The sequence below is a fragment of the Extibacter muris genome (assembly GCF_004345005.1).
In the GTDB taxonomy this organism is placed as follows: Bacteria; Bacillota; Clostridia; order Lachnospirales; family Lachnospiraceae; genus Extibacter; species Extibacter muris.
The window spans coordinates 24,344-48,687 of sequence record NZ_SMMX01000001.1 but is presented as its reverse complement, the minus strand read 5'-3'; the positions used below and the strand labels follow the sequence as shown (position 1 = coordinate 48,687).

General features: G+C 51.1%; 23 protein-coding genes. 5 read left to right on the top strand and 18 right to left on the bottom strand.

All coding sequences use genetic code 11. The annotated features are described in order from the left end of the window. Nucleotides 1-71: 71 nt before the first annotated feature. On the top strand, nt 72-683 hold the full coding sequence (locus E1963_RS00205) for a transporter (RefSeq protein WP_132273763.1): 612 nt from the start codon (nt 72-74) through the stop codon (nt 681-683). A 103-nt stretch (nt 684-786) separates the two neighbouring features. After that, complete coding sequence (hpf, locus tag E1963_RS00200) at nt 787-1,323, top strand: ribosome hibernation-promoting factor, HPF/YfiA family (protein WP_066578466.1); 537 nt, start codon at nt 787-789, stop codon at nt 1,321-1,323. A 146-nt stretch (nt 1,324-1,469) separates the two neighbouring features. On the opposite strand, the gene E1963_RS00195 is transcribed toward hpf, so the two are convergent. Next, nucleotides 1,470-2,135 carry a YigZ family protein gene (locus tag E1963_RS00195; protein ID WP_132273760.1) on the bottom strand — a complete coding sequence of 222 codons (666 nt, stop codon included), beginning with the start codon at nt 2,133-2,135 and terminating at the stop codon, nt 1,470-1,472. Between the two features lie 155 nt (nt 2,136-2,290). On the opposite strand from E1963_RS00195, the gene E1963_RS00190 reads away from it, so the two are divergent. After that, nucleotides 2,291-4,879 (top strand): transglycosylase domain-containing protein, encoded by a 2,589-nt coding sequence (locus E1963_RS00190; RefSeq protein WP_132273758.1) that lies wholly within the window; start codon nt 2,291-2,293, stop codon nt 4,877-4,879. Nucleotides 4,880-4,957: 78 nt separating this feature from the next. Here the strand turns inward: E1963_RS00190 and E1963_RS00185 are convergent, their stop codons facing one another. From E1963_RS00185 to ftsH, 4 genes are all read right to left on the bottom strand, one after another. Then, complete coding sequence (locus tag E1963_RS00185) at nt 4,958-5,890, bottom strand: ROK family glucokinase (protein WP_132273756.1); 933 nt, start codon at nt 5,888-5,890, stop codon at nt 4,958-4,960. Nucleotides 5,891-5,905: 15 nt separating this feature from the next. Beyond that, a complete protein-coding gene (hprK, locus tag E1963_RS00180) occupies nt 5,906-6,832 on the bottom strand; it encodes an HPr(Ser) kinase/phosphatase (protein ID WP_132273754.1) in 927 nt (308 codons plus the stop codon). Between the two features lie 52 nt (nt 6,833-6,884). After that, complete coding sequence (gene uvrC, locus E1963_RS00175; RefSeq protein WP_132274471.1) at nt 6,885-8,723, bottom strand: excinuclease ABC subunit UvrC; 1,839 nt, start codon at nt 8,721-8,723, stop codon at nt 6,885-6,887. Nucleotides 8,724-8,906: 183 nt separating this feature from the next. After that, a complete protein-coding gene (gene ftsH / locus E1963_RS00170; protein WP_132273752.1) occupies nt 8,907-10,895 on the bottom strand; it encodes an ATP-dependent zinc metalloprotease FtsH in 1,989 nt (662 codons plus the stop codon). A 166-nt stretch (nt 10,896-11,061) separates the two neighbouring features. Between ftsH and E1963_RS00165 the strand changes: the two genes are divergently transcribed. Then, nucleotides 11,062-12,555, top strand: a complete 1,494-nt coding sequence (locus E1963_RS00165; protein ID WP_132273750.1) for a DUF1846 domain-containing protein — start codon at nt 11,062-11,064, stop codon at nt 12,553-12,555. Between the two features lie 100 nt (nt 12,556-12,655). Further along, the gene (locus tag E1963_RS00160) at nt 12,656-14,263 is read left to right on the top strand and encodes a CTP synthase (RefSeq protein ID WP_132273748.1); all 1,608 of its coding nucleotides are present in this window, start codon (nt 12,656-12,658) and stop codon (nt 14,261-14,263) included. A 57-nt stretch (nt 14,264-14,320) separates the two neighbouring features. Here the strand turns inward: E1963_RS00160 and E1963_RS00155 are convergent, their stop codons facing one another. The 13 genes from E1963_RS00155 to E1963_RS00105 form a co-directional block, all read right to left on the bottom strand. Further along, the gene (locus tag E1963_RS00155; RefSeq protein ID WP_243117499.1) at nt 14,321-15,016 is read right to left on the bottom strand and encodes a YoaK family protein; all 696 of its coding nucleotides are present in this window, start codon (nt 15,014-15,016) and stop codon (nt 14,321-14,323) included. Between the two features lie 3 nt (nt 15,017-15,019). After that, complete coding sequence (locus E1963_RS00150; RefSeq protein ID WP_132273744.1) at nt 15,020-18,193, bottom strand: AAA family ATPase; 3,174 nt, start codon at nt 18,191-18,193, stop codon at nt 15,020-15,022. Further along, nucleotides 18,190-19,359, bottom strand: coding sequence for an exonuclease SbcCD subunit D (locus E1963_RS00145; protein WP_132273742.1), 1,170 nt, complete (start codon nt 19,357-19,359; stop codon nt 18,190-18,192). Before E1963_RS00145 ends, E1963_RS00150 begins: the two co-directional genes overlap by 4 nt. Before the next feature lie 42 nt (nt 19,360-19,401). After that, the gene (gene proC / locus E1963_RS00140; RefSeq protein WP_132273740.1) at nt 19,402-20,178 is read right to left on the bottom strand and encodes a pyrroline-5-carboxylate reductase; all 777 of its coding nucleotides are present in this window, start codon (nt 20,176-20,178) and stop codon (nt 19,402-19,404) included. A gap of 37 nt (nt 20,179-20,215) precedes the next feature. Continuing rightward, on the bottom strand, nt 20,216-20,818 hold the full coding sequence (locus tag E1963_RS00135; RefSeq protein ID WP_132273738.1) for a pentapeptide repeat-containing protein: 603 nt from the start codon (nt 20,816-20,818) through the stop codon (nt 20,216-20,218). A 27-nt stretch (nt 20,819-20,845) separates the two neighbouring features. Then, nucleotides 20,846-21,004 carry a hypothetical protein gene (locus tag E1963_RS19520; RefSeq protein WP_167482074.1) on the bottom strand — a complete coding sequence of 53 codons (159 nt, stop codon included), beginning with the start codon at nt 21,002-21,004 and terminating at the stop codon, nt 20,846-20,848. Between the two features lie 39 nt (nt 21,005-21,043). Next, on the bottom strand, nt 21,044-21,751 hold the full coding sequence (locus E1963_RS00130) for a DUF5131 family protein (protein ID WP_132273736.1): 708 nt from the start codon (nt 21,749-21,751) through the stop codon (nt 21,044-21,046). Between the two features lie 20 nt (nt 21,752-21,771). After that, nucleotides 21,772-22,212 carry a hypothetical protein gene (locus E1963_RS00125; protein ID WP_167482073.1) on the bottom strand — a complete coding sequence of 147 codons (441 nt, stop codon included), beginning with the start codon at nt 22,210-22,212 and terminating at the stop codon, nt 21,772-21,774. Between the two features lie 20 nt (nt 22,213-22,232). After that, nucleotides 22,233-22,499 carry a hypothetical protein gene (locus E1963_RS00120; RefSeq protein ID WP_132273732.1) on the bottom strand — a complete coding sequence of 89 codons (267 nt, stop codon included), beginning with the start codon at nt 22,497-22,499 and terminating at the stop codon, nt 22,233-22,235. After that, nucleotides 22,483-22,656 (bottom strand): hypothetical protein, encoded by a 174-nt coding sequence (locus tag E1963_RS19515; protein ID WP_167482072.1) that lies wholly within the window; start codon nt 22,654-22,656, stop codon nt 22,483-22,485. Before E1963_RS19515 ends, E1963_RS00120 begins: the two co-directional genes overlap by 17 nt. Nucleotides 22,657-22,672: 16 nt before the next feature. Continuing rightward, nucleotides 22,673-23,155 carry an ATP-binding cassette domain-containing protein gene (locus tag E1963_RS00115; RefSeq protein ID WP_243117525.1) on the bottom strand — a complete coding sequence of 161 codons (483 nt, stop codon included), beginning with the start codon at nt 23,153-23,155 and terminating at the stop codon, nt 22,673-22,675. A 157-nt stretch (nt 23,156-23,312) separates the two neighbouring features. Further along, complete coding sequence (locus E1963_RS00110) at nt 23,313-23,882, bottom strand: hypothetical protein (RefSeq protein WP_201271973.1); 570 nt, start codon at nt 23,880-23,882, stop codon at nt 23,313-23,315. Between the two features lie 5 nt (nt 23,883-23,887). Continuing rightward, nucleotides 23,888-24,127, bottom strand: coding sequence for a hypothetical protein (locus E1963_RS00105; RefSeq protein ID WP_243117498.1), 240 nt, complete (start codon nt 24,125-24,127; stop codon nt 23,888-23,890). Between the last annotated feature and the right edge of the window lie 217 nt (nt 24,128-24,344).

The following is a 24,344-nucleotide window of genomic DNA, read 5'->3' as shown; positions in this document are numbered from 1 at the left end:
CGCATACCGCCCAGATGATTCTGTCCGGTATGCCCTGCGTACGATGAAAACCGGCCTAAAGGGGGAAATATATGAAGCATTACGTGGCTAAATTTTTAAAACGACTTGCTGTAACACTGGAATTTTTCATATCCGTCATGCTGGCGCTCGGCATCATCCTGCTCTGCCTGCGTATGGCGGTATCTATGGTACACATACCGAATCTGGACGTGTGGCCGAACTATGATGATCTTCTCGAGACTTGTTTTAACCTGATTATCGGAGTTGAGCTGATACGTATGATGTACTACCATACGCCCAACACCGTGTTTGAGGTTCTGCTTTTTGCCATCGCAAGGCAGATTATCATCGACCACTCTTCCATCTGGAGCAGCCTCATCGGCGTCTGCGCCATTGCAGTGCTTTTCGCCACCCGCAAGTACCTGTTCTGCGAGTTTGACGTGGCTGACGAGATTGTCTTCCGTGCCAGCACAAGAGTCAAGACGGTGAACAAGATACTCGGCATCAGCATACCACATGAACAGAATGAAACCCTGCTAAGCATTATTGAACAGAAATTTGAGGAGTATGGCATAGAGACCGGCGTCGGTGCATGCGTATACTTTTCGGATTTCGGCCTCAGAGTTGCCAAGATGCATGAAGGAAAAATTTCAAGAATTGAAGTAATACGTTCTATACATTAGTGTCCAAACATGTTATACTACATATATCAGATAGATTCTTAGTTGAAAGCCAAATTGTCAGACTATAGACATCTGAAATTATGTCGAAAAGGAGTTGGACAGCATGAAGTTTATTATTAGCGGAAAGAACATCGATGTAACACCTGGCTTAAGGGAAACCGTAGAGCACAAATTAGGGAAATTAGAGAAGTATTTTACTTCCGATACGGAAATTATCGTTACCTTAAGTGTCGAAAAAGAACGTCAGAAGATTGAGGTAACTATCCCTGTGAAAGGAAATATCATCCGTTCTGAACAGGTAAGCAATGACATGTATGTCTCTATAGACCTGGTAGAGGAGGTAATTGAACGCCAGCTTCGCAAATACAAGAACAAACTGGTCGCAAGACATCAGGAGGGCGGCAACTTCCGCCAGGAATTTTTCGAAAGCGAATATGCCACAGAAGATGATGATGAGGTAAGAATCGTTCGTACCAAACGCTTTGGTATCAAACCTATGTATCCGGAAGACGCGTGCATACAGATGGATTTACTTGGTCATGACTTCTTCGTCTTCTGCAACGCGGAGACGGATGAAGTAAATGTAGTATACAGAAGGAAGAACGGAACCTTTGGCCTTATAGAGCCTGAGTTCCAGTAAAGTGCAGAATGATTGATATTTTTCAAAAGCGGCATCTGGGAAAGTAAAAGGCTGATATCTTTATCGGGAGTTTCGTAAAGCGGACGCCGAGGGGGAGGTATGGGCATCTGCCCCATACCTCCCCTCGGCTGCCTGCTTTACTCGTCTCAGTCTGTATATTCTTCCAGCACCACAGGCTGGCCGTCTATCTGTGCAAACCAGCACTTCGCTCCTTCTTCCATGGACGCTTGTCCGTTTGTTCCTTCCGTGATGTCAGAGTGTACCGCTTCAACTGCATCCTCCGGCACAAGCACTTCCAGCTTCACGTTGTCCGCATATTCGGAGTCGAGAATCTTAAGCCCTTTCTGGCCGAGAATATACTGAATTTTCCCAAGACCGGTATAATCCGTGCCAATCCTTAGTTTAACCCCGCGGATTTTGGTTATAATTACAGAAGAAGCCAGGCCTGCCTTCACTGCCTGAGCGTATGCACGGACCAGCCCTCCTGTCCCGAGAAGCGTACCTCCGAAATAGCGTGTCACTACTACGGCAGTGTTGCGGAGTTCTTCTCCCTGCAGTACATCGAGCATCGGCCTGCCGGCGGTTCCGTTCGGCTCTCCGTCATCGCTGCAGCGGGCCAGCTCCGAACGCTCTCCAATCACATATGCATAACAGTTATGAGTGGCATTCCAATGTTTCTTCCTCACGGATTCTATGAAAGCCAACGCTTCATCCTCCGCAGAGACCGGCTTGACCGCAGCGATAAACCTGGATCTCTTCTCCACGATTTCCTCTTCTCCACCCTCATAAACTGTCCTATATTCCGTCGTCATAATCTGCACCTTTCTTTCATATTACATACTGGTTCAACTAATACTATAGCGAATTTCTTAAGTTTTTCCTACTGAATATATGAAGTTTTCATTTTTTTCTTTATTTCAATTATTATATTTGCTATAATGACTTGGTATGAAGGAGGCAGACACTCATGAATTATGGTAAAAAGAAAGCTTCGCAGAAGCAAAAGAAAATAACGTCCAAATCAACCATGCAGGGTAAAAGAGTTGGTGTAAGACTTTTTAAAGCATTTCTGCTCTGCCTGCTTGTCGTAGCAGTTGTCGGCGTCATCGGCGGCGGACTGTTTTTAAAGAAGATATTAGACAATACCCCGGACGTGTCCCCGGCTGATGTGCAGCCAAAAGGCTTTACCACCATGGTATACGCCGATGATAACAAGACTGAGATAGAACGTTTTGTCGCTTCGGGTTCCAACCGTATATATAAGAAGATAGACGAAGTGCCGAAGGATCTTCAGCATGCGTTCATCGCGATTGAGGACGAGCGTTTCTACGATCACAACGGAATCGACCTTCAGGGTATCGCCAGAGCCGCCGTAGTCGGCCTGACGAGCGGCAGCTTCTCAGAAGGTGCCAGCACCATAACGCAGCAGCTCATAAAAAATAATGTATTCCCTAACTTTACGGAAGAGAAGACATTTTTTGATAAGCTCGAACGTAAAATCCAGGAGCAGTACCTGGCCGTCGCCATCGAAAAGCAGATGGACAAAGATACGATTCTGGAAAGCTATATGAACACGATCAACCTCGGGCAGAACTGCCTTGGGGTACAATCAGCGTCAAAAAGGTATTTTAATAAGGACGTATCCGAACTTACCTTGTCCGAAAGCGCTGTAATCGCAGGTATCACCCAGAATCCGTCGGACTATAACCCGATTACCAACCCGGAACTCAATGCAAAGCGCCGGGATAAAGTATTAAAGAATATGCTTGACCAGGGCTATATCGACCAGGCAGCGTATGATGAGGCAAAAGCAGACGACGTATATTCCCGCATCCAGACAGTAAACAACTCGGAGACGGACGATACGCCTTACAGCTATTTTGTCGATGCGCTTGCGGATCAGGTAACGCAGGATCTCATAGACCAGCTAGGCTATACGGAGACGCAGGCATACAACGCCGTCTACAGCGGAGGGCTTAGCATATACTCCACACAGAACCTTGCTATGCAGCAAATCTGTGACGAGGAGATGAATGACGATTCCAATTACCCGGGATTGAAGGAATATGGGCTTGACTATGCCTTAACCGTCACCCGTGCAGACGGAACCGTTGAAAACTACAGTTCCGGGCATATTAAGCAGTACGTGAAAGAGACATACGGCAAAGAGCAGGGGCTCCTCTACTCCAGCGAGGACGAAGCGCGGGCTATGGTCGAGGAATGGAAAGCGACGATTGCCCAGGAGGATGATGCTTATGATGAATATATCAACATCTCTCCCCAGCCTCAGGCATCTGTCACTGTCATGGACCAGTACACAGGCCAGATCAAGGCCATGGTAGGCGGTCGCGGTGCCAAGACGACGAGCCGAAGCCTGAACCGTGCATATACCGGTTCCCCAAGGCAGCCAGGCTCCACCTTCAAGATACTGGCAGGTTACGCGCCGGCTCTTGACTCTGCGGGGCAGACGCTGGCTACGATCATAAAAGACGAACCATATTCGTACCGGGACGGTACTCCTCTGAAAAATGCAAGCGCAACGCACCGCGGAGATATCACGATGCGCGAGGCCATCCAGTGGTCGGTCAATGTATGCGCGGTCAAGACGATTGAAGCGGTGACCCCAAAGCTGGGATATGACTACTGTAAAGAGAAGTTTGGCATCACTTCGCTGGATCCGCAGAATGACGTATATGACACGCTCGTTCTCGGAGGACTGAGCAATGGTGTATACAATTACCAGCTCTGTGCCGCTTATGCAGCTATTGCAAATGGCGGAGTATACAACAGTCCGACTTTATATACGAAGATTCTTGACCATGATGGCAATGTACTGCTGGAAGGCGCCGGAGAATCACATACTGCCATCAAGGACAGTACGGCTGCTCTTCTCACAAGCGCGATGGAGACGGTCGTAGAAAGCGGTACCGGTACAGCCTGCAGCCTTAATAACATGCCGGTAGCCGGCAAGACCGGTACGACCGACTCGAACAAGGACCTCTGGTTCTGCGGCTTCACGCCGTACTACACATGTGCGGTATGGGGCGGATATGACGACAACAAGGTAAACGGCTATGACCTGAACTTCCGTTTCCGCATATGGCGCGGAATCATGAGCCGGATTCATGAGAATCTGGAATACAAAGATTTTGAGATGCCTAATTCCATCGAGAAGAAAACGGTATGTACCAGGACCGGAAAACTTGCGGCCCCGGGCTGTCCGAGCATCACTGAATATTTCGCGAAGGATACGGCTCCGACAGAGTCCTGTCCGGGCCATGTAAATACGAGCGCTCCGAAGGAAAACGCGGAAGACGACGAGAATACAACCGATACCCCGGATGCAAATACGACTCCGACTGATCCGAACCAGGGGAATAATACTCCGACGCCACCGGATGGCGGCGGCGATGGAGGCACTACTCCTCCTACTGGCGGCGGCGATGGAGGCACTACTCCTCCTACTGGCAGCGGTGACGGAGGGGGTGACGGAGGCGGCACTACTACTCCTCCTGGTGGGGAAGGAGGGACCACTACTCCACCAGCTACACCATAAATTATAATAGTTAAGGCATCTGAATAAATTTCAGATGCCTTTCGTCTTCTCTAATCCAGTATATGAACGTATAGTGGCTTACCCTATTATCAGCTTTGCCGCCCCGCAGATTCCCGCGTCATTGCCAAGTTCCGCAAGGACGAACTTCGTATCTTTATTAGCAAAAAATGCCCGTTCCTTAAAATGCTTCTCCACATATTCCAGCAGGATATTACCGGCCTTGGATACGCCGCCTCCGATAACGATTACTGCCGGATCGGTGATTGCCGCCAGATTCGCCATCGCATGGCCGAGATAAGTGCCGAACTCTTCCACGATCTCTTCCGCCACCTTGTCCCCTTCTTTCAATGCGTCAAAGACCGATTTCGCACTCAGGTGCTCCATCTTCAGCACCGTACCGCCACTCTGGCCTGCCAGCCTGCGTCTCGCCAGTCTTGTGATTCCCGTGGCAGATGTGTACTGCTCCAGACATCCTCTGCTGCCACAGCCGCACTTCTCATCCTCTTCATAATTCACGCATATATGGCCGATCTCTCCGCCGGCACCGTGCTCGCCGACAATCGGGCTGCCATTTACGATGACGCCGCCGCCCACGCCTGTGCCGAGAGTAACCATAATCATGTTCTTCTGGCCCTTGCCCGCGCCTAGCCACATCTCTCCGAGGGCTGCAACATTAGCATCATTTCCCGCCTTAACCTTCAAGCCGGTGATCTCTCCCATCTCGCGCTTCACCTCTTTATAGCCCCATCCAAGATTTGCCGTATTCCTGACGATACCACAGTCATCCACCGGTGCAGGTATCCCGATACCGATTCCTGCAACTTGCAGATGTCCTATCTCCTTTTCTTCCAGCTTCGCCTTCAAGGACGCTGCAACATCAGAGAGGATAGCCTCCCCGCTGTTTTCTGTACGGGTTTTGATCTCCCACTTGTCGACGAGCGTGCCTTCTGTCCTGAAAAGCCCCATCTTGACGGTGGTGCCTCCGATATCTACTCCAAAACAATACTGCATCCTTTATAACCCCTCCTATTTCTTCGTAAGATTCTGCTGTACGCGCTTGTAAAGTTCCTGAGCCGCGTTATAGCCCATCTTCTTCTGCCTGTGGTTGATGGCCGCTGTCTCGACGATGATAGCAAGATTACGTCCCGGGCGAATCGGAAGCTGATGGCATACGACTTTGTTTCCGAGAAATTCGGTATATTCTTCTTCCATGCCAAGGCGGTCATATTCCTTCTCTTTGTTCCAATCCTCAAGCGTAATGACGAGGTCGATATTATGGGTTTCCCGGACGCTCTGTACACCGAACAATGTCTTCACATCAACAATGCCGATTCCCCTCAGTTCGATAAAATGCCGTGTGATATCCGGAGCTGTCCCTACAAGCGTCTCATCACTGACCTTATGGATTTCCACCACGTCATCGCTGACGAGGCGGTGCCCTCTCTTAATGAGTTCCAGTGCGGACTCGCTCTTGCCGATGCCGCTTTCTCCCATAATAAGAACCCCTACGCCGTACACGTCTACCAGGACGCCATGGATGGAAATACATGGAGCCAGCTCCACATTCAGCCAGCGGATAATCTCTGCCGTAAATTCAGACGTCTTCTTCTCCGTTGAAAATATCGGAACCTGGGCGGCATTGGCCTTGTCCAGAAGCATCTGCTCCGGTGCGAGGTCGCGGCTGAAGATGATGCCTGGTATCTGGTAAGACAGCAGCGTATCATAGATATGTTCCTTCGTCTTCTCATCCAGCGTCTCAAGAAATGTATACTCGACATACCCGATTATCTGGACACGGTCAGAATCAAAGTGTTCAAAAAAACCGGTCAGCTGAAGCGCGGGCCGGTTGATGTCCGGTACCTCCACCTCTCGTTCTGTCAAATCGACATCCGGCGTCAGATTCCGGAGATTCATCTTTTCGACAATTTTCTTCATCTTTACTTTATTCCCCATGGCAGTCTCCTTTTCCTTCTCAGTCTTCCTTCTTTGCAACTATTATATCATATCAGTGGAAAAAATTGTACACGTCGCGGGCCGATTTTTCATTCATGGAAGGAAGCCTGCCCAGTTCTTCCACTGTAGCATTTTTAATGGCATCCAGATTGGAAAAATGGCTCATCAGGTCTTTTCTCCTCGCCGGTCCGACGCCCGGTATATCGTCCAGGATAGAATGTACCTGCCCCTGGCTCCTCAGCTTTCTGTGGAATGTGATGGCAAACCGGTGGGCCTCGTCCTGAATCCGCGTAATAAGCTTAAATCCTTCCGAATCCTTTTCAATCGGTATCTCGATATTCTGATAGAACAGCCCTCTTGTCCGGTGGCTATCATCCTTCACCATCCCGCACACTGGTATATTGAGCCGCAGCTTGTCCATCACCTGCAGCGCTACATTCACCTGGCCTTTCCCTCCATCCATGAGAATCAGATCCGGAAATGCAGTAAAGCTCCCCATCTCTTTTCCTTCCTCCATCTCTTTCATGCCATGCACGAACCTGCGCGTAAGCACTTCCTCCATACTGGCATAGTCGTCCGCGCCCTGCACGCCTTTGATCTTGAACTTGCGGTAGTCGTTCCGTTTTGGCTTCCCCTTTTCATAGACGATCATAGAACCGACGGAAGCGAATCCGTTCGTGTTGGAAATATCATATGCCTCCATGCGGACGATGCCCTTCAGCCCAAGCAGCTTTTCCAGCTCCTTTACCGCGCCTATGGTACGCCCTTCCTCCCGTTTCAGACGTTCTTTGTCTGTGCTCAGCACGAGGGCCGCATTCTTCTGGGCCAGCTCGACAAGCTTTTCTTTCGTGCCTTTCTTTGGTACACGCAGATGGACCTTATGGCCTCTTCTCCTTGTCAGCCACTCTTCCACGACCTCCTGGTCCTCTATCTCCTCCTGGAGCATAAGCTGGGACGGGATATACGGTGTCCCGGCATAAAACTGTTTGATAAAGCTGGACAGTATCTCCGATTCTTTCTCGCCTTTTGCAATCCTCAGGTAGAAGTGGTCCCGTCCAATCAGCCTGCCGCCCCGGATAAAGAATACCTGTACGACCGCGTCTTCCTCCTCGGTAGCAACCGCCAGGATATCGCGGTCGTCTCCTGCAGTGTCGGTTATCTTCTGCTTCTGGGCTATCTTGTGGACGCTGTTCAGAAGTTCCCGGTACTCGATAGCCTTCTCAAACTCCATAGCCTCAGACGCACTCTGCATCTTCTCCTCCAGCTCTTTCAATATCAGGTCATAATTACCGTTCAGGAAACGGATTACTTCATCTATAGATTTCCGGTATTCATCCTGGGATATGTATCCCTGGCACGGTGCTTTGCACTGGTGGATATGATAATTCAGGCACGGGCGCTCCTTGCCAACGTCCTGTGGGAGCTTCCGGTTGCAGCTGCGGATATTGTAGAGCTTCCTGATAAGTTCAATCGTATCCTTTACAGCACCCGCGCTCGTATAAGGGCCGAAATATTTCGCCTTGTCCTTCACCATCTTTCTGGCCAGCATTATTCTCGGAAACGGCTCATCTACCGTAACCTTTATAAATGGATAGCTCTTGTCATCCATAAGCATCGTATTATATTTCGGGCGGTGTTCCTTAATCAGATTGCACTCAAGTACAAGTGCTTCCAGCTCAGAGTCCGTCACGATATATTCAAATCTGGCGATATGGGTCACCATCTGCTCTATCTTGATCCCCTTGTTGCGGCTGCTCTGGAAATATTGCCGTACCCTGTTTTTCAGGCTGATAGCCTTGCCCACATAGATAATATCATCCTTTTCATCGTGCATGATATAGACACCCGGCTTGCCGGGCAGTTTTTTCAATTCTTCCTGAATATCAAACATCTGTCTGCCGTCTCCTTCTCTGTCTTGTCCACGCTTCAGAGGCCGTGCCATATGGAACATGCGCCGTACTCCAAATCTACAATATCATACCATAGTCCGGCCGAAAAGTTAAATAATTCAAAAGGGGCCAGACCCTTCCGAAAGGGGTCTGGCCCCAATCGGAAAGGACCTGGCCCCTTTCCATTACTCTCCCGCTGCTTCTTTCACTTCTGCTGCTTCTTCTTTGACTTCTTCTTTCACTTCTGCTTTTGCTTCAATCTGCGGCTCCGTCTCTCTGACCGTGATCCGCTCTTCCGGCTTTTTCTCTATTTCTGGATCTATGCCTTCCACCTCATGGTAGATTTCCATAAACTCCTTGCCGGTAATCGTCTCTTTCTCTATCAGGAATGCCGCTATCTTATCCAGCGACTCCCTGTGTGCGCTCAACAGCCGTTTGGCCTCCGTATATGCACTCTTGAGCATGCCCATGACTTCCCTGTCTATCTCGGCAGATGTCGCCTCGCCGCAATTGCTTACGGCTCTGCCGTCCAGATAGCGGTTCTGGATCGACTCCAGCCCTATGAGCCCGAACTTCTCGCTCATACCGTACTGGGTGATCATCGCTCTCGCTATGTTCGTCGCCTTCTCAATATCGTTGGCGGCCCCGGTCGTCACCGTGTCAAATACGATCTCCTCCGCCGCACGGCCTCCCAGCATGCCTACAAGCATTGCTTCCAGCTCTTTCTTCGTGTTCAGGAACTTCTCTTCCTCCGGCGTCTGCATTACATAACCGAGCGCGCCCATCGTTCTGGGCACAATCGTAATCTTCTGTACCGGCTCTGCGTCTTTCTGCAATGCACTGACCAGCGCGTGGCCTACCTCATGGTAGGAAACGATTTTCCGCTCCTCCGTGCTCATAATCCGGTCTTTCTTCTCTTTCCCGACCAGGACGACTTCCACTGCTTCAAACAGGTCACCCTGTGATACCGCATTTCTTCCATTCTTGACAGCATTGATGGCCGCCTCGTTAATCATGTTGGCCAGATCGGAGCCGACGGCTCCTGACGTGGCAAGGGCGATTGCTTCCAAATCGACGGTCTCGTCCATCCTTACATCTTTGGAGTGTACTTTCAGTACATCCACACGGCCTTTCAGATCCGGCTTTTCAACGATAATCCGGCGGTCGAAACGGCCCGGCCGCAGGAGCGCCGGATCCAGGATTTCCGGCCGGTTGGTAGCTGCCAGAAGTACAAGACCCTTGTTCGTGTCGAACCCATCCATCTCCGACAGCAGCTGGTTCAACGTCTGTTCCCGCTCGTCATTGCTTCCGAGCTGGTTGTCACGGCTCTTACCGATGGCGTCAATCTCATCGATAAAGATGATACACGGCGCCATCTGCTGTGCCTGCTTGAACAGGTCACGCACCCTCGACGCACCGACACCTACGTACATTTCCACAAAGGAAGAGCCTGTCAGCGAGAAGAACGGGACCTTCGCCTCTCCCGCAACAGCCTTTGCAAGTAGCGTCTTTCCTGTACCCGGAGGGCCGACAAGCAATGCACCTTTCGGCAGCTTGGCGCCAATCTGGGTATATTTGCCCGGATTGTGCAGGAAGTCTACCACTTCCTGCAGGGATTCCTTCGCCTCATCCTGCCCGGCCACATCTTTGAATGTGACACCGGTCTCTTTCTCCACATACATCTTGGCATTGCTTTTTCCGACACCCATCATGCCGCCGCCCTTTGACATCCGCTTTGTCATCCAGACGAACATGCCTACGATGAGCGCTATCGGAAGAAGGGTCAGAAGCACGTTCAGTATCACGGCGGAGGTCGTGTCCGGAATCTCCTGGCCGAACTTCACGCCGGTCTTGTCAAGCCTTTCCGCCAGCGTATCGTCCCTTACCACGCCGGTATAATACTGCTTGGCTGTACGGGCGCCTTTCTCTTTCTTCATCGTTATGGTGATCCTGTCACTGCTGATGATGACTTCTTCCACCTTTTTATCGTCCACGTATTTCAGGAACTGGTCATAACTGATCTCCTGGGTCCCCGCAGAACCCCGGAACTGATACAGCGCCAGCACCAGTATCGTAGTGATCAATGTTACTAAAATAATGAAGGAAAAACCCTGCTTGTTATTCTTATTGCCGGGCCCCTGATTATTTTTATTCTGATTATTCTGGTTGTCCATTTTTATCCTCCTGCATCACTCTTTCATTATACGGACAGCCTACTTAGAAATCAATAAAAACATTATGAAAAGATTGTAAACTTCCTATATCTTGTAGTATACTTGGAATGAGATTGCTTATACTGACGTGATAGCTAATTTAGAGGAATTAAGAGGGAATTTACGAATGAAAAAAGGATTTGACAATGAAAAATACTTGCAAATGCAGTCATCCCATATCCGGGAACGCATCGACCAGTTCGACAACAAGCTGTATCTGGAATTTGGAGGAAAGCTTTTCGATGATTACCATGCCTCCCGCGTACTTCCGGGATTTCAGCCGGACAGCAAGCTGCGCATGCTCAAGCAGCTTTCCGACCAGGCAGAAATCATCATCGTAATTAGCGCTGAGGATATCGAGAAAAACAAAGTCCGCGGCGACCTTGGCATCACTTATGATTCCGATGTCCTGCGGCTTATGCATGCCTACCGTGAAAACGGGCTTTACGTCGGCAGCGTCGTCATCACGAAATACAGTGGGCAGAGCAGCGCAGATCTGTTTAAAAACCGGCTGGAGAAGCTGGGCATAAAAGTATACCGGCACTATGTGATATCCGGCTACCCTTCCAATGTACCGTTCATCGTCAGCGATGAAGGTTATGGAAAAAATGATTTTATAGAGACGTCGAGGCCGCTTGTTGTCGTCACCGCCCCGGGACCTGGCAGCGGAAAGATGGCTGTATGCCTGTCCCAGCTCTATCTGGAGCATAAAAGAGGGATAAGCGCGGGCTATGCCAAATTCGAGACATTTCCTATCTGGAACATACCGCTGAAGCACCCGGTCAATCTGGCGTACGAGGCAGCTACCGCAGACCTCAATGACGTCAACATGATAGATCCTTTCCATCTGGAAGCATACGGCATGACGACGGTAAACTATAACCGGGACGTAGAGATATTCCCTGTGCTGAACGCCATGTTCGAGCGCATTTACGGGAAGAGCCCATACAAATCACCGACCGATATGGGCGTTAATATGGCCGGCAACTGCATCTGTGACGATGACGTGTGCAAAGCAGCGGCCTGCCAGGAGATCATCCGACGCTATTACGACTCTCTCCGGCGGCTGCTCGTCGGTGCCTGCCCGGACGATGAGGCTTACAAGATAGAGATGCTGATGAACCAGGCCGGCATCACGGTCCGTGACCGTCCGGTCGTGAATGCCGCATTGCAGCGGGCCCAGGAGACAGGCGGTCCGGCTGCTGCGCTCCAGCTGCACGACGGACGTATGATTACCGGCAAGACGTCAAACCTGTTGGGCGCGTCCGCTGCCCTTCTGCTCAATGCGCTGAAAGAGCTGGCCGGCATCGAGCACGAGCTGCATGTCATATCGCCGGATGCAATCGAGCCGATCCAGAAGCTGAAAACCCAGTATCTCGGAAGCCGTAATCCACGTCTGCACACGGATGAAGTATTGATTGCCCTTTCGGTCAGTGCTGCAAATGACGAGACCGCCCAGCTTGCGCTTGACCAGATTCCGAAATTAAAAGGCTGCCAGGCCCATACGTCTGTCATGGTAGGCTCTGTTGATATGAAACAGTTCAAGAAGCTGTCCATCCAGGCCACCTTTGAGGCAAAGTTTGAAAAAAGTTCTGTATTTTTTAATGGGAAAGGTATATAATAGATAAGTATTTTTTCACCAACTTTACATAGCCTAAGCTAAAGATATCAATTGCGATAAGATTAGCTTAGGCTAAAACATTTTATACAAGGAGGAACATATGGCAGTAAAATACGTATTCGTTACGGGCGGAGTCGTGTCAGGACTTGGCAAAGGGATTACGGCGGCCTCTCTTGGACGGCTTCTCAAGGCCCGCGGCTACACAGTGACCATGCAGAAATTCGACCCTTATATCAACATCGACCCCGGTACGATGAACCCGGTACAGCACGGCGAGGTATTCGTGACAGATGACGGTGCGGAGACGGACCTCGACCTCGGGCATTACGAGAGGTTCATCGATGAGAGCCTGAGCAAGAATTCCAACGTAACTACCGGAAAAATCTATTGGTCCGTACTCCAGAAGGAACGCCGCGGCGATTTTGGCGGAGGCACCGTACAGGTAATCCCGCATATTACCAATGAAATAAAAGGGCGTTTCTACCGCAATCCATCCGCCGAGAATACGGAGATAGCCATAATAGAAGTAGGGGGAACCGTCGGTGATATCGAAAGCCAGCCTTTCCTAGAGGCCATCCGGCAGTTCCAGCACGAGAAGGGACGGGACAATGCCATGCTTATCCATGTCACGCTCATCCCTTACCTGCGTGCTTCACAGGAGATGAAGACGAAGCCGACGCAGGCAAGCGTAAAGGATCTGCAGGGGATGGGCATCCAGCCGGATATCATCGTCTGCCGTTCCGAATATCCCCTCGATGCGGGCATCAAAGACAAGATCGCCTTGTTCTGCAACGTCCCGGCGAACCATGTGCTCCAGAACCTGGACGTGGAATACCTCTATGAAGCCCCGCTTGCGATGGAAAAGGAAAGGCTGGCCAATGTCGTGTGCGAATGCCTGAACCTCCCGTGCCCGGAGCCGGATCTGAAAGACTGGGAGGAGATGGTCGATTACCTGTGTCATCCCAACACAGAGGTCACCATCGCGCTGGTCGGCAAATATATACAGCTTCACGATGCCTATATCAGCGTAGTCGAGGCACTGAAGCACGGCGGAATCTTCAACCGTGCAACGGTAAATATCAAATGGATCGATTCCGAGACAGTGCATGCAGACAATGCAGACGAGCTTTTCCAAGATGTAAGCGGAATCCTCGTCCCGGGCGGGTTCGGACACCGCGGGATAGAAGGCAAGCTGGAGGCCATCCGGCATGCCCGCACGCACAATGTCCCCTTCCTTGGGCTCTGTCTCGGCATGCAGCTCTCCATCGTAGAGTTTGCCCAGGATGTGCTCGGGTTTAACGATGCCCACAGCGCGGAGCTGAAACCCGATACGACGCATCCTGTCATACACATCATGCCCGACCAGATCGGCATCGAAGATATCGGCGGTACGCTACGGCTCGGCTCTTACCCGTGCGTGTTGGACAAGACATCCAAAGCTTACGAATTATATGGCAGGGAAGAGATCAAAGAACGCCACCGCCACCGCTACGAAGTGAACAACGACTACCGGGAAGCGCTCACCAGCCACGGCATGAAGCTGTCCGGCCTCTCACCGGACGGCAACATCGTGGAAATGATAGAAATACCCGGACATCCGTGGTTCATAGCGACCCAGGCACACCCGGAATTGAAATCAAGGCCAAACCGGCCGCATCCGCTGTTCAAAGGCTTCATAGAAGCAGCGTTAAATTATCAGAATAATTGATGAATTTTGAAAGGGGTCAGACCCCCGTATGCACGGGGGTCTGACCCCTTTCAAAATTCAACGAATTGTCAGACACATTGTTATGAATACGATACCCAGGAGTATGCAGCAGCACCATATGCTCTGTATGCCCCACAGCAATGCAAGGATCGTTCCTGCCGCCGCTCCCAGTATGAACAGCAGGATGATTCCAAAGTAGTGTGCCGCCTGTATTCCGGCGCTTTTTTCTTTGTTAATCATGAATTGGAAAATCTTCTCTGTCCCGGACCGCAGGTTACCGGTGCACATGGTCGAAGCGTACGGCAGGTTTTTCATTTTCCGGAAACTGTTGACCTGCAGAGAGCAGACGAACGAGATGGTCACATTTACCACGCTGTCGGGCACAGTGCCGGGCAAGAATCCTATTGCTAGCAACAATATGATTTCTAATGCTATTATCCAATGTTCATATATATCAAATTCTTTCTCTGTGAAGTATTTTTTAAATACCTCTGTTATATAGACTCCGAGAGCAAAAGCCAATATGGGGATGATACAGTACCCTGCCTGGCGGTATCTCCCCTGCGCCGCGTATATGCCGAGCAATACCATGTTGCCTGTCTGTGCGTTGGCAAATACGCCTCCCCTGAGCATATAGGTGTATGCGTCCAGAAACCCTCCTACCATGGCAAGCAGCGCCGCTATCCTGAATGTCTCGTGAATGGGCACTGCTTCTGCATGTGGCCGCCGTCGTTTCATTGTCTTCACTCCCATCTTTTAATCAAATGACCAGCGTATGCTGCTGCCTTTTTCTGTCTTCGTTACTACGAGCTTATGGTCAATCTGCTCTTTCAGTTCATTTACATGTGAAATGATTCCGATGAGCCTGCTGTACCCGGCCAGCTCGTTCAGAACCCTGATAGCCTGATCCCTCGATGTATCATCCAGGGAACCGAAGCCTTCATCCACGAACATCGTATCCAGATGGACTGCTCCTGCCGTATTCTGTACAATATCAGCCAGGCCAAGCGCCATACACAAGGCTGCCATGAATGACTCGCCGCCCGACAGCGTCTTCACGTCGCGCACCGCGCCGCTGAGCAGATGCAGGACATCCAGATCCAGCCCTGCCTGCCCCTGGCTTCCGAGACTTTTCATATCCCTGCACTGTAATAGGAATCCGTTGTTCGTCATCTGCACTAGCCTCTTGTTTGCCGCCTGGATGATCTGTTTAAAATACTGCCGCTGTACATACGTCTCAAAATCCAGCTTGACCGAGCCGCTCAGGTTGCCGTTGGCCGTACGGCTCAGGTTTCCGACCAGCTCGTAGCGTTTCTGCAGCCCGCCCTTCCGTTCAAATGTCTTTCTCAGCTCTTCTTTTATCTCCCTGTTCTTGCTGTTTATTCCGGCAAGCCGGATCTGCTCTCCTCTCAGTCCCTCCAGCTTGCGGGCGATCCTGTCTGCTTCTTCTCCAAGAGTCGCTATATCTATCCTCTTCTTCCCTTCTACCTGGGTACCGAGAAGCTGAAGGGCCGCTCTGTTCTCTCTGACCTGCGCTTCGTAACGTTCCAGGGAGGCTGCCATCTCCTCCTTCGTATCTAAGAGCCCCTTTTTCTTCTCATACTCCTCTTCTTCTGCGAATCCCTCTTCCGCAAGAGTACGCCTGTATGCCTCTTCCGCTTTTTGGCACAGCGTTTCCAGCTGTTCCCTGCGCTTTAATTCACCGTCCCGCTCTCCCTCGGTCCTCTTTAGTTCGTGCAGTACCTTCTGATGCTGTTCCCGTGCCCGTTTAAGACGATTCCTCAATTCCTCAAGCTGATGAGCCGCATCCTTCTGCCTTGCTTCAGCCTCTTCTTTAGAGTGGAAGTCAAGCTGCTTCTTCCTCTCTTCTGCCAGAGCGCTCTGCCGGCCGTACCTGCCCTCCAGCTGCCGCAGCCTCCCGTCAATATCCTTTATCTCGCTCTGCTTCTGTGCAAGCTTATGCTCTGCCTCTTCATATTCCGTGCACACAAAGCCATATCGGCTGACATTCCTTTCAGTCTGAAGAAGCGCCTGCTTTAAATCTGCCATATCCTGAAGGCAGGCTTCACCTGCCGCCTTGATCCTTCTCTCCATATCAGGAAGATTCTCTTCGCAGTCTGCCGGTTTCTCTATATCGAACAGCTTCCCATACGCCCTGGCAAATAATTCCCTTTCCGTCCGAAGCCTTCCGGCCGTCTCCCGCAGCTCTTCTGCAGCACCCTGACGTATCCTCTCCGCTTCGTCCCTCGATTCCTTTGCCTTCTCTACCTCTTCCTGTGAAGGTGCGGATTCCGAGAGCCGCGCAGGGGACGGATGTTCACAGGAGCCACACACAGGGCACGGGCGCCCTTTGACGAGGCTGTCCGCCAATACGCCTGCCTGCTCGTTCAGAAATGCCCGGTATTTTTGCTCATAAATCTCCAGCGCATCCCGGTAAGCTGCCGAGCATTCCTCCTCATGCCGCTGCTTCGCTCCACATTCCATGACAAGCGTCCGGATATTCTGAGCCGCCTGTTCCAGCGCCCCAACCTCCTTCACCCTTTCGTCCAGCGCTTTTGCCTTTGCGGTCAGGCGCTCCTTTTCCGCCGGGCTGCCGGACAGACTTTCCCGTTCTTTCTTAAGGCTGCCGCAGTATGCCGCAAGCCTTTGCTCTTCTTCCTCCGCCCTGGCGGACTGGCTTCTCGTTTCATCCAGAAGCCCCGACAGCCTTCCCGTCTCAGCCTCATACTGCTCCAGCTCATCATACTGCTGCATCGCGTCTTTCAGCCGCATGAGCACTTCCGTATACGCAGGCTCCTTCCGACCGAGTTCTTCCTCCGCCCGTTCTTCTTCCGCCGCCGCTGCACGTGCCGCCCCCGCCGCTTCCCTTCCTTTTCTCTCCAGCCGGATGAGGTTCTGCCCCGACTCCGCCGCCGAAGCCTTGATGCTATGGAGCTCCTCCTCTTTCAGACATACCCTTTCCACCCTCCGGGCACAGGACACGTCAGCCGCGATCTTACGGAAAGCGTCTTTTTCATCCAGGAGCCTCCTTTCCTCTTCTCCCGCCTCTTCGTAAGCCTGGAACAGACGGTTCAGCGTCTCCCCTTCTTTCATTGCGCCGTTGACCCTATCCAGCTGCTCCTGCAGACGGGCTGCCTCCTTTTTCTTAACCTGCTCTCTCTCCGTCCCTTCTCTTATTATAAGCCCCAGCAGCCGAAGCGTCTCCTCACTGTCCGGAATGGGGAGCCTCTTCAGAGCCTCCCAGTCCTCGCTGTACTGGCTGTCCGCCTCGCATTCTGCCCTTTCCGCCTCCCGCCGTGCACTTTTCGCATTGTCCTCCAGCTCACTGTACAGCTTCGATGCCTGCCGTTTCAATTCCTCCTGCACACGGTAATATAGCCGTGTATGGAATATTTTAGTAAATATTTTCTTGCGTTCCTTGGACTCTGCATGCAGAAGCTTCAGAAAATCCCCCTGTGCTATCATCGCTATCTGGGTAAACTGGTCAGCGTCCAGTCCGATGATATCCGCAATCTTCTGGTCAATCTCCCGTTTCCTGCCATGATATGCTTTTCCGTCCGGAAGCGTGAGCTCTACCTTCGGGGCTTCTCTGACGAGACGGGGGGAGCCGTCTGCATGGCGCCGCCTGCCAAGCCGCATATACTCCGGATTCCTCCGGACGGTATATACGTCCTCGCGGTAAGAAAATGTATACTCCACATAAGTCTCCACATCTTCGGAAGCATATTGGCTGCGCATCATGCTGCCGTCCCGTCTGCCTCCGCTTGTCTGGTCGTATAGCGCATAGGTGACCGCATCAAAAATGGTCGTCTTTCCGGCCCCCGTGTCTCCCGTAATCAGAAATATCCCCGCCTGCACTTTGGTGAAATCAAGCTCTGTCCTGCCTGCATACGAACCAAAAGCCGACATTACTAATCTCAATGGTTTCATCTGCGGTTCTCCTCTTCTCCTGCCCAGTCTATTACCTGCTCCAGAATCTTCTCTTCCTCTTCGTCCAGCTCTCTTCCCTGCATCTCCTCGTAAAAATCGCCAAATGCGGCCATCGGGCTTTTCCACACAAGCTCTTCGTCAAATTCTGTCAGCTTCTGCCTTATCCGCTCATTGTCAATCCGCACTTCCAGGATATGGGAATACAGCTGCTCCAGCTGCTCCTTCGGCTTATATGGCTCCTTCTCATCTGTCAGCGTTATGCTCACGTAATCATCCCGCCCGTCCTCCTGCGGCCGGCTGAGGATATCCTGAAGCTTCCCTCTCTTTTTCCGGACATCCCGCACCGGGTGAAGGGGTAGTCTGACAACTTCCGCTTCTTCCCCTTTTTCCCGTAAAATAACCATAGCAAGCGATTTATCGTGCCCGCTCTCACTGACAGAATACTTCATAGGAGTCCCACAATACTGTATATGGTTTTCCCCCACCTTCTGGGCACCATGCAGATGTCCAAGCGCTACATAATCGAACGGCTTTACCGGACCGGTATCCACGTTGTCGGCACCGCCCACTGCAACCGTCTCAGAATCGCATGTGCCGGGTCTGATTCCCTCCCCTGTATAGAACTGGTGGGATACGAGCACGTTCCTGCGCCCCACAAAATCGATGTCCTCCCGCTCTATGAGCATCCGTACGGCTTCACTGCTGCTTTCCGGTCCACCGCCTTCCCATACGTTCTTTACATAGGAAGGCTTTAAAAATGGAAGCAGATAAAAATCCACTTCCCCAAATTCATCCGACAGCGTCACCATAGGGATATGTTCCCCGCCATGTTCGGGCGCGGTTCCGGCTACGTAGATGTGATGCGCCCTCAAAAAACCGGACGCATAGCTGAGCCGTTCCGGCGAGTCATGGTTCCCGCTTATTACCAGTATCGGAATGGATGGCTCTATCGCAGACAGCGCTGTCAGAAATTCATCAAATACCGTGACCGCCTCGGCAGACGGTACGGACTTGTCGTATATGTCTCCCGCTATGACTACGGCGTCCGGATGCAGGTCTGCCGCATACGCGGCTATTTCCCCGAGCACCTTCCTCTGGCCTTCCATCAGGTTATAATGATGCAGCTGCCTGCCTATGTGTAGATCGGATAAATGAAAAAACCTCAACGTCACCACTCCTTTTCCCGCCCTTGCCGCATAGCGGAAGGATCAGCCTTCTATCTCGTCCACCGCACGAATCACCGCATCCCTGAAACCGGCGCGTTCCAGCGCGGACACGCCTCTTATCGTCGTCCCGCCGGGGGAACAGACGGCGTCCTTCATCTCGCCCGGATGCTGCCTCTTCTCCGTGTATAGCTTCCCGGTCCCACAGAGCATCTGGGCGGCAAGCTCATATGCCGTACGTCTCGGCAGGCCGTATTTGACCCCCGCGTCTCCAAGCGCTTCCAGAAACATGCTGGCAAATGCGGGGCCGCAGCCAGCCACGGTACCTGCCGTACCTACAAGTCCCGTCTCGACAGGCTGTACCAGTCCGATGGCAGAAAACAACGTGTAGAATGCCTCATACTCTTCTTTCTCAAGCGAATGCCTGTCCTCGAATACGGTGATTCCTTCCCCTACGGATACCGGTGTATTTGGTATCGTACAGATATAGTGGACGTCTTGGCCCAGTATATCCCTGAACGTGTCAAATGTATAGCCTGCCGCTATGGAAACGACGATTCTGCCTTTCATCGACTCCGCAAGCGGGCGTATGACATCCGCCACCATAGCGGCTTTCAGCGATATGACGACCATATCAGAATGTTCAATCACATCTTCGTTAGTCCGGCACGGAATACATCCGAACCTCCTGCAGTTCTTCTCAAGCCGCTCATAATTCCCTCCGCTTGCATATATGTCTCTTCCTTCCAGCGCCCCGCTTTTGAGGAATCCTTCTATCATAGCCTGCGCCATGCTTCCCATCCCTAAAAATCCAACCTTCATATCCTGTCTCCTCTTACATTCATATTTTCAAGCCATGTCATATGACTTTTACACCGAGCAGCTTTACAAGCTCTGCCGCCTGGAACATATTGACCTTCATCCCCTGAAGCTCCCTGTACTCCTCCGATACGGTGATGCCTTCTATCACGCTGTCGGAAAAATCTATATCCTTCAGAGACGTCCGGAAAAAATCTGTCTTTGATAAATCCGACTTTTCAAAACGGACCTTCCGAAACCGGACTTCTGAAAAAAAAGATTCCCGGAAGCCGCATTCCCGCACGCTGCATCTCTCCCATGAAGAGCCTGTGAAATTAGTGAGATCCAGACGGCAGTCCTCCAGTCCTACATGCTTCAGCACCGCCATATCAAATTTAGCTCCGTTCCCTTTGCATTCCTTTATAGTGGAGTCTTTCCAGTAGCTTCCGCCGAACCGGCAGTTGGAAAAATCACATTTATCAAATTCCACGCTGTAAAATCCTGCCCCGCTGAAATCACAGCCAGTGAACCTGCATCGCATGAATTTGATATGAATGAATTCTATTTTCAGAATATCTTCTTCCGCCAGACATTCATCCTTGTATTCCCTGTCCCGCAGCGGATACTCATCCGTCCGGGCATACGCTATATCTTCTGCAAGCATATTGCTGCTTCCTCCATCTGGGCGTTATTATAGTTTCTTGTACCTTTCATCAATTATATTATGATACCACATAACCCACGCTATGCCAACCGTACATGCCAGCGCAAAGAAAATCAACGCCGCCTGCGGATACCAGAGCTTTATCAGACCGGCAATCCAGAACGGCACGGAGCTCTGCTGCCACATTCTGCCGTTAGCCCTATTAAAGGCAGGCAGCCATCTACATCAGCAGTTGATATCAGCCTTCCGTGCCTGGCTGCCCAGTTCCCGGACATCGAGCGTATATTCTCTGCCGTCTTTTATAAAATGTGTCCCACACTGCCGGAACTCAAAATGGACCCCCGCACTGATACACTGCTCTCTGACAGCAAGCACCCATTCATAATCAAGCGGCCTGGCGTTCCGGTCCGACTCACCTCCGACAACGACCAGTTCTACTCCGTCCAGATACTCCCGGATATCGATTCTCTCAATCAGCGGCTGGCAGATAATATTCTTATGCCTGATCGGGAGCGTCTTAAATAGAGAAAGCCTCTCGTCTGCCCTCGCCTGATTCTCCACCGTACAGCCGATCGTCACGTTCTCATACCCGTCCCCCCAATCGTCAGGGATGCAGTTCCAGAAGCGCTCGATCCGCTTCGTCAAAAAGAGGAAGTGAAGGTCTGGTCGCTCCCGCATCATCTCCCAGCATTCCTTCCTCCACTCGTCTGCCTCCTCGATAAAAAAATCGGTGGAGAAGCATACATAGACCGTCTGGCCTGGCTTCATTTTATATTCCCCTTTTTTGGTCTTTCTGACCGGGGCGTCGAAGCCGTCCAGTTTTACGATTGCTCCGGTGTCCATCCCCCTCTTCGCATCTCCCTTATGAATATAACAGTACATGCATCCTTCACTGTATCTATGGCATCCACGCCATGGGTTCCACATCGCCACGATAACTCATCCCCTTCCGCTTAAAATTTTCTTTTCTGGCATATGCAGCTTCTGATAATGACAAGGGCTGCACCATATGCAGCAAGAGCTGCAAATAGTATCCCGGTCTGAATGAGACGGAATTCATCTGCATTGCCATATATATATGATACCCTGTCCACAGGTGGCAGAATCCATGCCACATACTTAAGGGATGTAATCTCCTGGACAAGACCGGTTCTGACTACCGTCAGAACCGAGAACAGCACCGTCAGCACGACCGCAAGCTTTCGGTCCTCCATCACTCTCGGATGCAGCAGGCTTCCTAAAGCACCTCCCGCAAATGAGCAGCCTGCCACAAGGATAAAAGCATTCAGCACATCATATGCCGTAAGCGGCCTTAGAAATAGTGCCTTATGGTTCAGAAGATTCTGGATAACGGGAAACAACACACATATCGTGCTCGCAGACAGGCCAAGCACTGCAAGAACTGCCGCCCGGCTTAAATAGTAGCAGAGGCTGTCCTGACACGCAGCAGCTGAATCTGCTCCATCACCGGATTTTCATCCGCTGATACACTGAGCCCTGTCCAGACAAGGACGAAAAATACGAGATAGGACGCCATTACAAAGCTGTCCACGATGCCAACCGGCATGATGGTATACATCGTGTACTGATACACTATAATGACCACAAGCGGCATGATGAATTTGTTCCCTTTAAAGTAGATGTGCAGCCCATATCTTGTCAGTTCAGCTATCTTCTTCATTATACATCCCTCTCAGTCTCCAGCCACGGGAAAGCAGCCCCGGCAATATACGGTCGCATTCCGGCTCTTCGGCCTTCAGCCGGTAGTAGCGGCCATATTTGATCATATTCCCGGCAGCCGCCAGACCTCCTGCATTTTCCAATATGACGGTACACATTTTTGTACCGGCGGATTTATAGGCCTCCAGCCTTCCCTCCCGTATGGTATATACGTCTTGTGCAATGGCATTCACTATATGCTCTTCGTGGCACGACAGCAGTATCGTCACATCCTCTTCCCCGAAGCTCGTTCGTCTTCTCAATCAGCACCTTCTGGGGCTCCTTGTCCTGTCCTGACACTGGTTCGTCCAGAAGCAGTACATCGGGCCTCGTCACGAGCGCCTGGATGACCCCAATCTTCTGAAGCGTACCTTTTGAGAGTGACTTCATGGGGACATCCAGCAGCTCGCTAAGGAAAAAGTCCTCTCCGAGCGATTCTATCCTTCTTCCGGCCTCATCCCTTCTCATGCCGTCAAGAATGCCCATGTTCTGCAGATACTGCCTTGCAGTCACCGGTATCGGCGGGAATTTCTCAGGGATATAATGAAACAGCAGCCCAGGCGCCTGCACGGCTCTTCCGTCCGACGGTACCGTAAGACCCGCGATTATCCGAAGCAGCGTACTCTTTCCACAGCCGTTATGCCCTACGAAGGCCGCGCTTCTCCCCGGTGGAACACCTTGTCTATATGGTCCAGAACGAGCTTGTCTCCGTAGCTTTTCGTAACATTTTCCAATCTTATAATCTCCATAAATACTCCCCGCCGCGAATTGCAAATCAAAGAAGATAACCTACCGCTATCATGAGGTAGCTGCACATGGGTCTTCTTTTTAGTTTCAGATATATCAAACCACTCAATATAGAAAAAATCATGCAGGAAATCCCGTTCCACCATTCAATACCAACGCCGCGGGAAATGAAGTGAAACATTCCCCACGTCAGAGCCAGCAGGATGCCTCCAAAAGGTATGCCGCTCTCTCTTCCAAGCATCACTTCGGCTGCTTTCTGCCCATATAAGATGATAAGCAGGACAAGGCCGACTTCAAATATATAGTATATATACTGTGTAACAATCCGGGACAGGTCCTGTCCCCGTGATTCCCCGATTATCTTCAGCGTGTGCCAGTCAATAAAGGTCATCACCTTACAGAGGGCCAGACATATCCAAGCATCTTTCCAGCCTTTGGCCGGTATCCTGCCCGATCCTTTTCTGCCTTCCGGATAATGATAACGCCTTCTGCTGTAAGCCAATACAGACAGGATGAATGCAGCCCCAGCCCAAGATAGCCGGTCCATTTTCCTTCTATCTTCATTATCATTCCCTCTGATTCCTTCCGTCAAGGCCACCTATATCATATATCGCCAGAACACTCCGGCCTCTCTTCAGATTCACCGCCGACTTTCTTCTTAATCTCGATTCCCTCTACCTCAAAACAGGTAATCCACGGATACTCTTCATAGCGTACAGTTATCTGCCCCGGAATAATGATACCTTCTTTCGGGTAATATACATTGCCCAGTTCACTTTCGTCCACGTCGTATCCTTTTTCCAACATAACATCCTTGTCCTCGTCGATAAAGCTTACCGACATCTCCTTGTACGGAGGTGCGCATCAGCTCGTGATGTCCTCTATGTTCAGCACAATATGTTTCCACCCGTACTTCTGCATATAAGCCTTGGCGTTATCGTCTATTACTACCATCGTCCTGCCATCCTTTTCTCATCTTAAGATTACAGTCTGCTACCTATAATAATACAGAAACTTCGACCGGCTAGCAATGGTAAATTGATGTCAGATATCCCGCCTC

Bases quoted from the DNA above. Each gene is read 5' to 3' on its own strand.
- E1963_RS00205 (WP_132273763.1), top strand. From the start codon at position 72: ATGAAGCATTACGTGGCTAAATTTTTAAAACGACTTGCTGTAACACTG.
- hpf (WP_066578466.1), top strand. From the start codon at position 787: ATGAAGTTTATTATTAGCGGAAAGAACATCGATGTAACACCTGGCTTA.
- E1963_RS00195 (WP_132273760.1), bottom strand. From the start codon at position 2,135: ATGACGACGGAATATAGGACAGTTTATGAGGGTGGAGAAGAGGAAATC.
- E1963_RS00190 (WP_132273758.1), top strand. From the start codon at position 2,291: ATGAATTATGGTAAAAAGAAAGCTTCGCAGAAGCAAAAGAAAATAACG.
- E1963_RS00185 (WP_132273756.1), bottom strand. From the start codon at position 5,890: ATGCAGTATTGTTTTGGAGTAGATATCGGAGGCACCACCGTCAAGATG.
- hprK (WP_132273754.1), bottom strand. From the start codon at position 6,832: ATGGGGAATAAAGTAAAGATGAAGAAAATTGTCGAAAAGATGAATCTC.
- uvrC (WP_132274471.1), bottom strand. From the start codon at position 8,723: ATGTTTGATATTCAGGAAGAATTGAAAAAACTGCCCGGCAAGCCGGGT.
- ftsH (WP_132273752.1), bottom strand. From the start codon at position 10,895: ATGGACAACCAGAATAATCAGAATAAAAATAATCAGGGGCCCGGCAAT.
- E1963_RS00165 (WP_132273750.1), top strand. From the start codon at position 11,062: ATGAAAAAAGGATTTGACAATGAAAAATACTTGCAAATGCAGTCATCC.
- E1963_RS00160 (WP_132273748.1), top strand. From the start codon at position 12,656: ATGGCAGTAAAATACGTATTCGTTACGGGCGGAGTCGTGTCAGGACTT.
- E1963_RS00155 (WP_243117499.1), bottom strand. From the start codon at position 15,016: ATGGGAGTGAAGACAATGAAACGACGGCGGCCACATGCAGAAGCAGTG.
- E1963_RS00150 (WP_132273744.1), bottom strand. From the start codon at position 18,193: ATGAAACCATTGAGATTAGTAATGTCGGCTTTTGGTTCGTATGCAGGC.
- proC (WP_132273740.1), bottom strand. From the start codon at position 20,178: ATGAAGGTTGGATTTTTAGGGATGGGAAGCATGGCGCAGGCTATGATA.
- E1963_RS00135 (WP_132273738.1), bottom strand. From the start codon at position 20,818: ATGCTTGCAGAAGATATAGCGTATGCCCGGACGGATGAGTATCCGCTG.
- E1963_RS19520 (WP_167482074.1), bottom strand. From the start codon at position 21,004: ATGTGGCAGCAGAGCTCCGTGCCGTTCTGGATTGCCGGTCTGATAAAG.
- E1963_RS00120 (WP_132273732.1), bottom strand. From the start codon at position 22,499: ATGAAGAAGATAGCTGAACTGACAAGATATGGGCTGCACATCTACTTT.
- E1963_RS19515 (WP_167482072.1), bottom strand. From the start codon at position 22,656: ATGTGTACCGTCATATTGGAAAATGCAGGAGGTCTGGCGGCTGCCGGG.
- E1963_RS00105 (WP_243117498.1), bottom strand. From the start codon at position 24,127: ATGTCGGTAAGCTTTATCGACGAGGACAAGGATGTTATGTTGGAAAAA.